General features: G+C 37.6%; 13 protein-coding genes. 6 read left to right on the top strand and 7 right to left on the bottom strand.

Annotation, left to right across the window (positions count from 1 at the left end; all coding sequences use genetic code 11):
* Positions 1-499: 499 nt before the first annotated feature.
* A complete protein-coding gene (locus V7137_RS03635) occupies positions 500-940 on the bottom strand; it encodes a MarR family winged helix-turn-helix transcriptional regulator (RefSeq protein ID WP_335696799.1) in 441 nt (146 codons plus the stop codon).
* Between the two features lie 179 nt (positions 941-1,119).
* Between V7137_RS03635 and V7137_RS03630 the strand changes: the two genes are divergently transcribed.
* Positions 1,120-1,542, top strand: coding sequence for an organic hydroperoxide resistance protein (locus tag V7137_RS03630; protein WP_335696798.1), 423 nt, complete (start codon positions 1,120-1,122; stop codon positions 1,540-1,542).
* Between the two features lie 422 nt (positions 1,543-1,964).
* Here V7137_RS03630 and V7137_RS03625 read toward each other — a convergent pair whose 3' ends face one another.
* Positions 1,965-2,597 carry a peptidoglycan recognition protein family protein gene (locus tag V7137_RS03625; protein ID WP_335696797.1) on the bottom strand — a complete coding sequence of 211 codons (633 nt, stop codon included), beginning with the start codon at positions 2,595-2,597 and terminating at the stop codon, positions 1,965-1,967.
* A 247-nt stretch (positions 2,598-2,844) separates the two neighbouring features.
* Here V7137_RS03625 and V7137_RS03620 point away from each other — a divergent pair, with 247 nt between their 5' ends.
* Entirely contained in the window at positions 2,845-3,114 is a 270-nt protein-coding gene (locus V7137_RS03620; protein ID WP_218351435.1) for an excalibur calcium-binding domain-containing protein, read from the top strand.
* Positions 3,115-3,319: 205 nt separating this feature from the next.
* Here the strand turns inward: V7137_RS03620 and V7137_RS03615 are convergent, their stop codons facing one another.
* The 5 genes from V7137_RS03615 to V7137_RS03595 all read right to left on the bottom strand — a co-directional run bounded on the left by V7137_RS03615 (position 3,320) and on the right by V7137_RS03595 (position 8,197).
* Positions 3,320-4,540, bottom strand: coding sequence for a benzoate/H(+) symporter BenE family transporter (locus V7137_RS03615; RefSeq protein WP_335696796.1), 1,221 nt, complete (start codon positions 4,538-4,540; stop codon positions 3,320-3,322).
* A 257-nt stretch (positions 4,541-4,797) separates the two neighbouring features.
* Positions 4,798-6,231 (bottom strand): glycoside hydrolase family 1 protein, encoded by a 1,434-nt coding sequence (locus V7137_RS03610; protein WP_335696795.1) that lies wholly within the window; start codon positions 6,229-6,231, stop codon positions 4,798-4,800.
* Positions 6,224-6,586, bottom strand: coding sequence for a PTS lactose/cellobiose transporter subunit IIA (locus V7137_RS03605; RefSeq protein WP_335696794.1), 363 nt, complete (start codon positions 6,584-6,586; stop codon positions 6,224-6,226). Before V7137_RS03605 ends, V7137_RS03610 begins: the two co-directional genes overlap by 8 nt.
* Positions 6,587-6,609: 23 nt before the next feature.
* The gene (locus V7137_RS03600) at positions 6,610-7,860 is read right to left on the bottom strand and encodes a PTS sugar transporter subunit IIC (protein ID WP_335696793.1); all 1,251 of its coding nucleotides are present in this window, start codon (positions 7,858-7,860) and stop codon (positions 6,610-6,612) included.
* A 28-nt stretch (positions 7,861-7,888) separates the two neighbouring features.
* Positions 7,889-8,197, bottom strand: a complete 309-nt coding sequence (locus V7137_RS03595) for a PTS sugar transporter subunit IIB (protein WP_335696792.1) — start codon at positions 8,195-8,197, stop codon at positions 7,889-7,891.
* Positions 8,198-8,382: 185 nt separating this feature from the next.
* Here V7137_RS03595 and V7137_RS03590 point away from each other — a divergent pair, with 185 nt between their 5' ends.
* The 4 genes from V7137_RS03590 to V7137_RS03575 all read left to right on the top strand — a co-directional run.
* Positions 8,383-10,284 (top strand): BglG family transcription antiterminator, encoded by a 1,902-nt coding sequence (locus tag V7137_RS03590; protein ID WP_335696791.1) that lies wholly within the window; start codon positions 8,383-8,385, stop codon positions 10,282-10,284.
* A gap of 217 nt (positions 10,285-10,501) precedes the next feature.
* Positions 10,502-11,296: an alpha/beta hydrolase family protein gene (locus V7137_RS03585; protein ID WP_335696811.1), complete on the top strand. Its 795-nt coding sequence runs from the start codon at positions 10,502-10,504 to the stop codon at positions 11,294-11,296.
* Between the two features lie 265 nt (positions 11,297-11,561).
* Positions 11,562-12,044 (top strand): sigma-70 family RNA polymerase sigma factor, encoded by a 483-nt coding sequence (locus V7137_RS03580; protein ID WP_335696790.1) that lies wholly within the window; start codon positions 11,562-11,564, stop codon positions 12,042-12,044.
* Between the two features lie 322 nt (positions 12,045-12,366).
* Positions 12,367-12,819, top strand: a 453-nt coding sequence (locus V7137_RS03575) for a CBO0543 family protein (RefSeq protein WP_335696789.1), incomplete at its 3' end; no start/stop codon positions are given.

Raw genomic sequence — 12,819 nt, 5'->3', positions numbered from 1 at the left:
GCTTCTTTTTTCTGGGGGCGCGGGCATGTTTAGGCTGGTATTCGTTATTGTTGACTTCATTTTTCGCCAGCGATAGTACAAATCCAAGATGCTCTGTCTCTTAAAAGAAGTACATTATCCGACATCCTTTCGACTAAATTCCATATAGGCTATACTAATCAAACGTTTGGTTGAAACAACTGTCAGGACCTGATAGATAAGGATTTCACCTACCATCTAAGTAGGAAAATTGTCGAGAACTGCAACTAAATTTCGCAGGAAATAACTTACCATTCCCCAAAATCAGGTCAGTTTCACTTGAACTTACATCATTCTATTAAATTCCCGCCTTTTCCCCATTACACAAACGTTTGATTAAAATTGCCCTCACCCCCCTCTGTTCCTGACTTTATCCCTATAAATAACTAAAAATAGTGTCGAAAGTCGGCTTAAAAAATGACTCTTTTTATTTGGCCCCTGTCAATTACATGTCTTCCACAATCATACATAACTAGTACTATCAACTGTTAATCTTTTGTATTCTGCTTAATATGGTTGATAGCGTTTGGTTTAAATTATTTAATTCCATTAAGTCCAAGGACAGATTTTCTAGCAATTTAGAAGGAATACATTGAGCTTTGTCCTTCAAATCTTCGCCTTTTTTAGACAATGAAATGATAACGGTTCTCTCATCTTCTAATGATCTCCGGCGTTCAATAAGACCATTTCCCTCCATTCGCTTTAGCATAGGAGATAATGTTCCCGAATCTAAAAACAACTTTTGCCCAAGCTCTTTAACAGTCACCGATTTTTCCTCCCATAGTACCAACAATACTAAGTATTGAGGATATGTGACATCCAACTCTTCTAATAAATTTCTGTATAATTTAGTGATTTCACGTTCCGCTGAATAAATCTTAAAACAAATTTGGTTCTCTAGCCTTAATTTATTGTTTTCCATGTTCTTGTCCTTTCTTCCTACATCAGTACCATTATAATACAACAAACAGTTATTTAAACCACAAATTAATTTTACACAATTTAATTGTTGACTACATATTGTTTTGTTGCTAATATAGTCTTATAAATTGAATTGCACACAATTTAATTTTGTAAAATATATTTTAGGAGTGATTTTTTATGGATACATTGTACACTGCAAGTGCTACAGCAGAGGGTGGTAGAGCAGGGAAAGTAACAAGTAGTGATGGAACCTTAAATTTAGCACTATCAATGCCGAAATCACTTGGCGGTCAAGGAAAAGAAAATGCAACGAATCCTGAACAATTATTTGCTGCTGGCTATGCAGCCTGCTTCGATAGTGCGTTAAATTTGGTCGCAAGACAAGAGAGAAAACGAATTGAATCTAGAGTTACGGCGGAAGTTTCACTAGGAAAAGATCATGATGGTGGATTCAAATTAGCTGCGGTGTTAAACGTGTCAATAAAAGGGGCTTCAATAGACGAGGCAAAGGAATTAGTCAAGAAAGCGCATGGTGTTTGTCCTTATTCTAAAGCAACAAATGGGAATATCGATGTACAATTAACGACGAGTGTAATTTGAACTCAGTAACGTCCTAGAGTGAATTTATTAAAAATAGAAATGAGGCTTACTCTCCTAAAAAACAAGGAGTAAGCCTCTTTCTTTTGTTCACTTTACTAACTTGCTTACTAAATAAAACAACCTTTAAGTTAATCCGAAAAATTCCAACCATCCCTAGACCAATGGATTCCAAAATAATTTCCAGTTGATATCCAGTAAATGTCGTAAGTCTCGTAGAATATGTAGTATGTATCTGAATTTATGTAGTAAGTATCCGTAATTATGTAGTAAGTACCCGTAGTTATGTAGTAAGTATCCATAATTATGTAGTAAGTACCCGTAATTATGTAGTAAGTACCCGTAATTATGTAGTAAGGGCAAATATTAGGAACCCTTCTAATTCTTACAGTGGTAAAGGGTTCATAATAATCTTTGTTCGATTGTCAATGAAGTGCTATGCAGCTCTCATATTCCTTTACGACATCTTGTAATAGCTGCTCATATGTTTTACCGATTTTACGCAATCCGTTTTCCGGATCAATTTTTCGCTTTGGATCGAGAAGATGATGCCCAACAATATCTGTTTCAGGATTGAGTCCATATTTGTAGCATAAATAGGCAAGTGTCCATATGTATCGCTTGTAGGCCTCTTCGTTATTTCCTCTTGGTTTAATGCTTAATTCCACCCCGATGGCGTAATAATTTGCATCTTCTCCATACATTTGATTATCATATGGTTTGCTCTCACGGACTTGCCATGCAACTTCAGGATCATTCACAATTGAAGGAATACATTCTACGATATCTTTATCATCAACAAAAATGTGTGCTGATGCTTTCATTTTATTAACCGTTTTTTGTTGATATATTACATTGTGCCTGGCTCCAAGATCATTGCCGGTATCATGAGCAACAATGAACAAAACCTTGTCCATTTTTAGCCCCGGTCTTCTTTCGCTCGGTGCTGTCAGATGTTGTTCTATGACGGGATATTTCATTTCAAAGGAAAAAAATGCTTCAGCAAAGGATGGAAATAAAATGCAAAACAAACAGATCAATAAGGCAATTTTTTTCAAATCATTCACACTCTCCTATTTCAGTTTGTCATTAGATTTTGCAGGTAGATGGATAATATACGCTTAAATAACCGAGCGTGAGCGATACGGGAATCCGAACATATTTTTCTCCAAACGAACATCTATTTTAATCCCTCCTTTATCTCACCATTTTCACAAGTACTTATTTTTCACTATTATCATATTGATAACTTCCTACTAATATCCTATTATGGAAAGTGAATACATAATAGGGAGTGGGAGAAATATGAAAAAGTTGGTTACTATTTTACTATCTTTGGGATTAGTTTTGGGGTTATCCCTTAGTATGACTGATTCTGCTGAAGCAAAAGTAAAGATCAAAACTTACAAAAACTGTACGGCTTTGAACAAAGACTTTAAAGGTGGAGTAGCACGTACATCTAAAGTCAAAAACAAAGGTGGAAAAACGAAGTACAAGCCGTATGTTTCAAAGGCGCTTTATGACGCTAACAAGAAAAGTGATCGTGATAAAGATTTTATTGCATGCGAGCGTTAATAGGAAAATATCCAAAGGGGACTAATCTTTAGTCCTCTTTTAGTTTGCGGCAAGAAATTAGATGATATCCGGTAATAATCGCTGTCAAGTTTCGGGACTTGCCCCTGTATGAACCACACGTAAAAAAGAGAGATGTGCACTAACACATCTCTCTAGCGACCTATCCATTTTACTAAGCTTAAGCACGGTGACAGGCATAAAAGTTTTACGCCTCCACTGTCCTTGCAATAACGGCCCCAACCACCAAGCCCCACACAGGAGCACTAATATGGAAAAATGATACATGAGATAGCGCAATAAGGAACGCAAATAGGGCACTTAAGCGATATTTATTTTCAGAGAACCCCATCTGCAAACTAGATAGAAGGACACCGATTAACGCAAAGCCAGCTAGCATGGATACAAAAGCTCCCGGTAAGGATTGGATAAACGGGACAATTTTCCAGGCAAAGACACCGAAGAACAACGTCAAAATTCCTGATACCACTGATGCCATGTACCGCTTAGACTTGACCCCTGCATCCGCGCTAGAGCAGATAGCGGTCATCATCCCGGCGATATTTGCACTCTGCCCTCCAAAAAAGCTGGCCATAATTGAAAAAACACCACTTAAAGAAACAATTTTCCGGATGGGAGGCTCATAGTCTGAGCTTTCTAGGGCACCAATTCCAGGCGCTACATCATTACTTAGAATTAACATCGCCAAAGGAAGGCCTAGGGTGACCATCCCCATCCATGTAAATTCCGGAACTTGTATGGATGGTAAGAAAAAGGCGAGCCCCTTTGATGATGTATTCAGATCTTGGGTTAGGAACAAGGCAATAAAAGCAACCACTACCGCAATCATAACTGCCGGCAGACGTTTTGAGAATTTCGTACAGATAAAATAACTAAGCAAGGCGGCTCCACCTACTACTGGTAACGCCTTAACGTCTGAGACCAGCTGGACAACATAATTGGTGACCAGCCCTGCTAACATAGCTGCGATGACTTCCCTCGGGACCCATTTAATGATTTTAGTAAAAAGGCCCGATAACCCAATGAGCAAAATCAATAGCCCTGACACAACATACCCGCCAATTAACTGTGGATAGGTAAAATGTGTTGTTACTGTGGCTAAAAAAGCAACCCCTGAAATCGAGTGTCCACCAGTAATTGGAATTTTAAATAACAGAGGCATGACAATCCCGAATAACCCACCTAAGAAATAAACCGCAAACATCCAATTGATGGTGTGCTGACTAGAAAAATGCCCTGCCTCTGCTGCCTGCAAAATAATTAACGCAGGACCTGTCATGATTAACGTGCTAGAAATTAATCCGGAAGATACATTTTGGACCGCTATATCTTGAAAAAATGATTTCACTTTGTTTCCATGCAATGACTCGTTTGGTTGTTCACTAATATATCTATTTGGCTGCCCCATCTTTTCTCCTCAAGCCCTTCTTCTAAAAAACTATACAACCCTCTACATGATGTATAAGTCCAAGGTGTCCTGCATTCTGGCTCTGGACACTGGGAACCTATCAATTATTATACTATTTATTATATAGGTTTCATTCTAATATTTTCTAAATCTTCAACAAGTTTCGCGGAGGTGCTCTATCTACTACTAGAAACTAACAGAAAAAACCAAGAGATTTCTCTTGGTTTCCAAAATATCCATATATTTATTTTAGATTATTATAGATCTGTTCCGTTCGTCTCAATTACTTTTTTAAACCAATGATAGCTATCTTTCAAAAAGCGTTTCTTGCTGCCGTTACCATAATCGTCTTGATCTACATAGATAAATCCGTAGCGTTTAGACATTTCAGATGATGAACAGCTAATAATATCAATTGGGCCCCAAGCATAGTAACCACGTAGGTCAACACCGTCTTTGATTGCTTCTTTCATTTGTTCGAGATGTGCGCGGTAGTAGTCAATACGGTAAGGGTCGTGAATTTCTCCATTTTCTAATTTGTCGTAGTATCCCACACCATTTTCAGTGATATAGATTGGACATTGATAACGATCGTAAAATAGGTTAAGAAACGTTCTTAAACCAACTGGGTCGATGGACCAGCCCCAAGGGTTTGCATCCAATTGTGGATTACGGTGGGCTTCATTACCATTTGCATAACTTTCTGCATCACACATGCGTGTATAGTAGTATGAGAATGACATAAAGTCAGCCGTATTTTTTAGCGCTTCTTCATCACCCTCGCCAAATTCAATGTTGATGCCAATATCGTCAAAATATCTGAATGCATATCCAGGATAGTATCCACGCAGCAATACATCCGCAAAGAAGTATTCCATTTGATTATGACGAACAGTAGCCAATACATCTTCTGGTTTTGGAGTTGCTGCATAAGTTGGGCCACCGCATAACATCATTCCAATTTCCAAATCCGGATAATTGTCATGAGCGTATTTTGTCGCGTGACCACAAGCAACCATCTCATTGTGAACACCTTGATATTTTGCTTCAAGAAGGTTGTCGACTTTATCTTCTGCAATTCCTAGATGATTAAAGGATTCATGCACGATTAAGTTTATTTGATTAACTATAATCCAATGCTTCACCTTTTCATGGTAACGATCAAGCAGCACTTTACAAAAGCGAGTAAAAAAGTCGATCATTTCTCGAGAATACCAGCCTTTATACTCAGTGGTTAAGTATAAAGGCATTTCATAGTGGGATATGGTAATCATCGGAACCATACCATTTTTGATTATTTCATCAAATAAGTCGTCGTAGAACTGTAAACCTGCTTCATTGGGCTCTCGTTCATCCCCCTTAGGGAAGATGCGTGTCCATGCAACAGAGGTTCGAAACGTTTTTAGGCCCATTTCTGCTAATAATTTCAAATCTTCTTTATACGTATGATAGAAGTCAATGCTCCAACGTTTGGGAAAAACACGATCTGTGCTTTTTAAGGCAGCTTCAATGTATTGTGTATCAATTTCGAGGTTTGTTTTTTTCTCAATCGGAATATCGGTACGGAATTCGTTAATATCCGCTACACTTAAACCTTTTCCGTTAATGTCATATGCGCCTTCCGCCTGGTTAGCTGCAATCGCACCTCCCCATAAAAAGTCTTTAGGAAAACCTGTAGGTATCTTACTCATGGCCATTCTCCTTTGCTTCCTTTTCTAATTTTGCTAACCGGGCGTCATACGATTCAAAAATCTTTATCATTCGTTTCGCAATGTTAATTTCACTATATATGGTCATTAATGTATCTTGGGCATGAGCGAAGAGCACAGAATAATCACCAGTTTCACCTTGAGTTTCCTCTGAAATCGCATCTGTTTGAATACGATGGGCTTTGACGATTTCGTCATTCGCCCGTTTCATTTCCTCTTTGGCCATTTTAAAATTACTCGTTTCAATCGCTTTTAATACGTTCATACAATGAACACGTGCATCCCCAGCATGGAGAATAATCTGCATGGCATTCTCTGCGGTTTTTTCAGAAATCATTGTTTAAAATCCCCTTAACATCATTATTTTGCTGCTCTTAATTCGGTTTTTTCTTCTTTTATTTCGTTTTTCATTTCTTGTTTTTCATAAACTTTGAAGAATGGATACCAAATGAGAGATGCTACAAGCACGCAGACTAGCATTAAGATAAGACCGGTAACTGTGCCCGTTGTAATCCAAGTGGAAATTGGAAAAGGAACATACCATAAATCAAATACAATTTTTGGAATTGGTGCAAAGTGAATCACTTTTGTTCCGACCCAAACGATGATTGGCAGGATAATTCCGTTAAGCCACATTGGCAGCATCATGATCGGGTTCCAGGCAATCGCCCCAAACACAACCGGTTCATTAATGTTAAAAATACTAGGGGTAATACTAGCTCGACCAAGTGCTTTTAGTTTCGCATTTTTTGAAAAAGCTAGCATGAAAACCAAAGGCATAGTAGCACCGATGCCGCCGATCCAAAGGTAAGCCGAATACATGGTTTCAGACGTTACAAGATTTGAGGCCCCAGCCGTAGCATTTGCCGTAATGGCAGCTAATAAAACTGGTTTTGTTACAGGAGTCAGAACCCAAGTGGAAATCCCCATGGTGTATAAGAAACAGGTAATAAACATGATTAGCGAGAAGCCCCACGGTGATTCCATTACTTTTGCTAAAGGCATAAATAGATTTAAAATCAGATTGTATAAGTCAAAGCCAGCAATATCCACTGCTAACCAAGTTGCCACAATGACAACTGCAATTGGAAGCATGGAATCAAACCAAGCTCGGACAAAATCAGGAATGACGGAATCTTCTTTGAAGAAAGAAAACTTTCCGAATAAACCCATAATCCAACCAGTAAATACACCGGCAACGATGGCGATAAACATACCGCCTGCACCTAATGATGAATGGCCAAATCCAATTGTTTTATCTGCTATGACTTGCGGTGAAATAATCATTAAAAAAGTAATAAGACCCGTACACCCTGCGATAAAGCGTTGTTTGCGCAAACGTTTCTTTTCCATTAAATTAAATGGAATTAAAAAAGAAACCAGTAGGGATAACACCCCCATCGTCCATCCAAACAATGTCCAGAAATTAGGGTAGTTTTTAATATGAAATACATCCCCAGGGATGGTTAACAAACAAAATAAAGAGCCTAGCAGGATAAATGGAAGAATTTGCATGATGGAATCTTTTAGCGTTACTACCCAAACATTATGATTAATTTTGTTCATTTTAGGTGAGAAGTCATGTTCAAGCCAATTAATCAGTCTCTCCATTTAATTAAGCACCTCGATTCATAGATTATTAGAATTCCTTCAATAAATCTTCTAAAGCTGCCTCTCCGTCAAGGGTAGAATAGTAGGAAGGTTTCATGAGTAAAACTTTCACTGCCGCATCCCCTATATACTCCTCGATTTCATCTAAAATATAGGCTAAGTGAGGGCCAACCATTAAGGCATCGATTTCATCAATATAATTTTCAATTTCAGCCTCACCTCGGGCTTTGATATTAATGTCAAGATTACGCTTAGCAGCTGCTTTCCGAATATTAGACGCCATAAAACCAGAACTTGCCCCAGATCCACATACTAATAAGACATTTAATTGTTTCATGAATTGATCTCCTCCGTTAATTTTCTGATAGCGTTATCATTGCTACAAACTAACTATAAAATTAATATTTTAAATTTTCCAATAATCATTTACACTAGGGTGGTGCAAAAAAATATATTTTGTAGTGCAAATACATATATGAAAAAAATGGAAATACACCTGTGCAATGAAATGAGGCTGAATTCATGAATATAAAATACAGAAATATTCTTCGCCATCTAAGTACTCAAAATGACTGGATTTCTTCAGCCCAACTTGCCAATTCATTGGGCATTTCTAAGAGAAGTGTGAAAACCTATATTGCCGATATTAACTCAATGGAAAAAGGCTTGATTAATTCATCAAAAAAGGGATATCAGGTTGACATAGAAAAATTAACCCCCTTTTTAACGTCAATGAAAAAAACCATTCCACAATCACCAAAAGAACGAGCAGAATATCTCTTGAAGAGTCTAATTAATGCAGATCATCCACTTAATATTTTCGATTTAAGTGATGAATTATATATTAGCGAAGTCACGTTAAAAGGAGATTTACGTAAAGTCAAAAAACGTTTAGCGGATCAGAATTTAGAACTAAAGATTTCCGGCGACACTATTCAAATTGTAGGACAGGAAAAAAGCAAACGAAAATTAATGAGTTCCATTCTATATAATGAGACGAACGATAATTTTCTAGATATCGATAAGCTAAAATCATCTTTTGAGGGATATGATATTGACTATATCCGTGATGTGATTGCGGAAGTCTTTTCAACGTATCACTATTTTACAAATGATTATTCGCTTACCAACGTTATCCTGCACATTGCCATCGCCATAGATCGTATGGAAAATGGCTTTATTTTCACGAAACAGGTGGATGGGGAAGACAATCTAGATAAGGAATATAAAATCGCCAATGAGATTGCCAAAAGACTGGAATCGCACTTTGATGTGAAGTATTCCAAGGGTGAAATTCGCGACCTCGCTTTGCTTATTTCCAGTAGTGGAACAAGCATCAATTTCATGCACCTGCAACTTTCAGATTTGCAGGATGTAGCGGGATTACGTTGCTTAAATCTAGTAGGGAAGATCCTAGAAGATTTGAAAGATAATTATTACATTGTGATTGAAGATGCAGATTTTTTGGTACGCTTTACACTTCATATAAAAAATCTCCTTATGCGTTTGGAAAATCATTTTGTCAGCAAAAATCCGTTGACTTCTACCATTAAGCTTAATTGCCCATCCATCTATGACTGTGCCGTTAATGTATCCTATACCATTAAAGAAGAAACCGGATTTACGCTGAATGATGATGAGATTGCCTATGTTGCCTTTCATTTAGGCTATGCCTTAGAGATGCAAAAGCAGGCCAATTCAAAAATTACTTGTTCCATTCTTTTTCCGTTTTATTATAATTACAACGTACAGCTGACAGAAAAGTTAGTTAAACAGTTTGGTGAGGATCTTCTTATTCAACATATTGTAACCAATGAAAGCGATTTGAACATGCTAAACTGTGATTTGGTCATTTCTGCAGTCCAACTCAATTCTGTGCCCAAAATATCATTTGTTTTAATTAATCCTTTTTTCTCTATTGTTGATCAAAACAAAGTAGCTAATAAAATTAATGAACTAAAGGAAAGGAAAAGGAAAGACTCGTTCAAAAGAAATATTGAGGCAATTACGGATGAACAACTTTTTGAAATTGTTCATTCATCAGGGGCAAAAGAGGAAACACTAACCATGATGTGTGAAACCATGGAACAAAAAGAATTTGTCGATGCTAGTTTCCTTACGAACGTAATAGAACGTGAGGCGATGTCGTCCACAGCGTTTGGCCGGATTGCTATTCCTCACGCTATCAAAATGAATGCGAAAAAGTCCGGTATGTTTGCTTTAATCAATGACAAGGGGATAGATTGGGGTGAACTAACCGTTAACTTAGTCTTACTTTTTTCAGTTAGTAAGGACGATAGGAGATTATTCCATGAGGTAGTTGATTCGCTAGCAACTATTTTAACTGAAGAGGGAAATGTTTCTCAAATTATGACAGCAGTAGATTATCAGAGTTTTGTAGAACAGCTTGTAGCATGTTACTGATTGAATGTGATATTTGTCCAGGCCTTTGGGCCTTGTTTTAAAAACTAACAGTAAACGTTTTGTCTATTAAGGGATATTTATTCACCTACTCAATTCTAGGTCTGGGTTTCATTTTACAAAAATTGTCGCGTTAGCGATTTGGTTCATAATAGGTTAAAATATACCTAGTTTAAGAGTTTGAAAATTCTAAAAGATAGAGGGATAATAGTTGAAGCAAATGAATTCAAGCATGTTAAATCTGTTGAAAATTCCGAGTGGAGAAGATGTCATTATTGGACGTATGTATATCGCGGAAGGGGAAGGCCCACATGCAACGGTTGTGCTACTGCACGGTTTTCCAGGGGTAATGATGAATCTTGATACGGCTGCTGAGCTGCAGCAGCAAGGCTGGAATGTGTTGGTCATTAATTACCGTGGAGCATGGGGAAGTCAAGGGACCTTTTCATTTACCCATTCAATCGAGGATGTTCGTGCTGCGCTTCAGTACATCAAACAAAAGGAAATCGCCACTGAGAATAGGATCGATGTTGAGCGAATTGCGTTGGTAGGGCATAGTTTCGGCGGCTTTTTAGCTCTAAAAGCGGCCGCTTTAGAACCATCAATTAAAGCTGTTGCCTCCCTTTCAGGGGCCAATTTTGGTTTATTCGCCCAAATGTTCGAACAAGACCCTGCCTTTAAGGCTCAAATAGCGGAAGTGTTAAAAGAAGGTACCTTTTTCCTTAATGGTGCTTCTGTAGAATCCATTATAGAGGAAGTCCTTTTCCATCAACATGAGTGGAATACCTTTTTATTCGCTCCTCAACTAACGGATCGAAAACTTCTTTTAACCGCGGCTGCATTTGATGAGGAACTTCCAAAACCATATTTTCATGACCCGCTCGTGGGTATACTTGAAAAGGCCGGGGCGAAACATCTTCAATGTGAAGTTTTTGAAACCGACCATAACTATATCAATAAACGCAAAGATATTACAGTCACGCTGAACAATTGGTTACACGAAGCCCTTTCTTAAAAAAATGCGCAAATGGCGATTCCTATAAGGAACGCCTTTTTTTAATAGGAAAACAAACGATTGATTATTTGGCAATTCACCCCAAAAGTAACTGAAATAGCAGAAAACCCTTTTTAAAAATGAAATTCGAGTGCAAAAAATAACGTCTTTCATCCCAATAACACTCCAAATGTGAATAATCTCCGTTCGATGCAATTGAGCTTTCAAGTTATGGTAGAGGTACCCGGGAATACAGGCAAAGCGCGCTTTCTGAAAGGACTCTCCCTTGGAAAGCTTTGAACAATTAGTCGACCAGTACCAACCGATGCTCCACAAAATCATGCACTCGCTCCACCTTTACAAAAACCATGAGGAATTCTATCAGCACAGTCTCATCGCTCTTTGGGAAGCAAGCCAACGATTCGACCCAAACAAAGGAAGCTTCACCAACTATGCCTACACCTACATCAAAGGCTGCCTTCTCATGGAATTGAAAAAATCTAACCAGGATCAAGAAAGATATGTCCAACCAGATGAGCAATTCTGGGACCTGGCAGTGGATTCGTGCTCAGATGACCCATTACAAGAAGAAATCCTATTATCCTACTGCTGTATGCTGACACCGAACCAAAAGAAATGGCTCCTGTACACCGTCTGTGATGGTCTTTCTGTTAAAGAAATAGCCGAACTAGAAAAGGTATCTTTATCAGCCGTAAAAAGTTGGCGCAGCGGGGCTAGAGAAAAAGTGAGAGATTTAGTGATGGAGTAGACTACGAGCGATGGGAATTCCGTTTACCTATTAACTACCGGTCTAGCGGAATTTCCATGGGTTCTTGCATCAATAAGAGTTTTTGGTGACCTTGATGCGATTTTTTCATGGTTGATAGGCAATCGTTTTCACCTCAAGTTTTTGAAATTCCCCCACACAATCAACTTAAAAAGAAATTTCCCTCCACATAACGCATTAGTGTGCTTTCTTGATATATGACATAAAAAATGGCATGTGAATTGGCATACCCTCATTAAAATGTTTATTTTTTATAAAAAGAAAGATAATACAAACATAAATTCTTTTTTAGGAGAATAATCGAATGAATTTTGAAAGGTGGATTTTATTAGGAATCTATTTTTTATGCATCATTGCAATTTTTAAATTGGTGCCAAGAAAGAAAGTAAGAGATGCTTGGGTGTTATTTTTGTTCCTCCAAGTAATTACTTGGCCAGCTGGTCTATTTGCAGTTGAAATGGGATGGATTGAATATCCTACACAGTTACTTCCAAATGCAAATGATTATAACAAGACAAGTTTCGCTTTTGAATTTTTCATTTTTCCGATTGTTGCAATTTTTTTTAGTCTGTATTATCCAAATAAAGCTAAAATAAAAGGTGCCCTAATATATTACATATCATTTGCTGGTTTCTTTACTATTTGTGAGGTAGTTCTTGAAAAGAATACAACACTTGTGGAATATCACGAATGGAAATGGTATTGGACTTTATTAACGATTATCATTTCGTTATTTTTAAACCATAGATATTATCTC

The organism is Neobacillus drentensis (genome assembly GCF_036962765.1).
In the GTDB taxonomy this organism is placed as follows: Bacteria; Bacillota; Bacilli; order Bacillales; family Cytobacillaceae; genus Neobacillus; species Neobacillus drentensis_C.
This window is presented reverse-complemented; position numbering and strand designations above follow the sequence as displayed.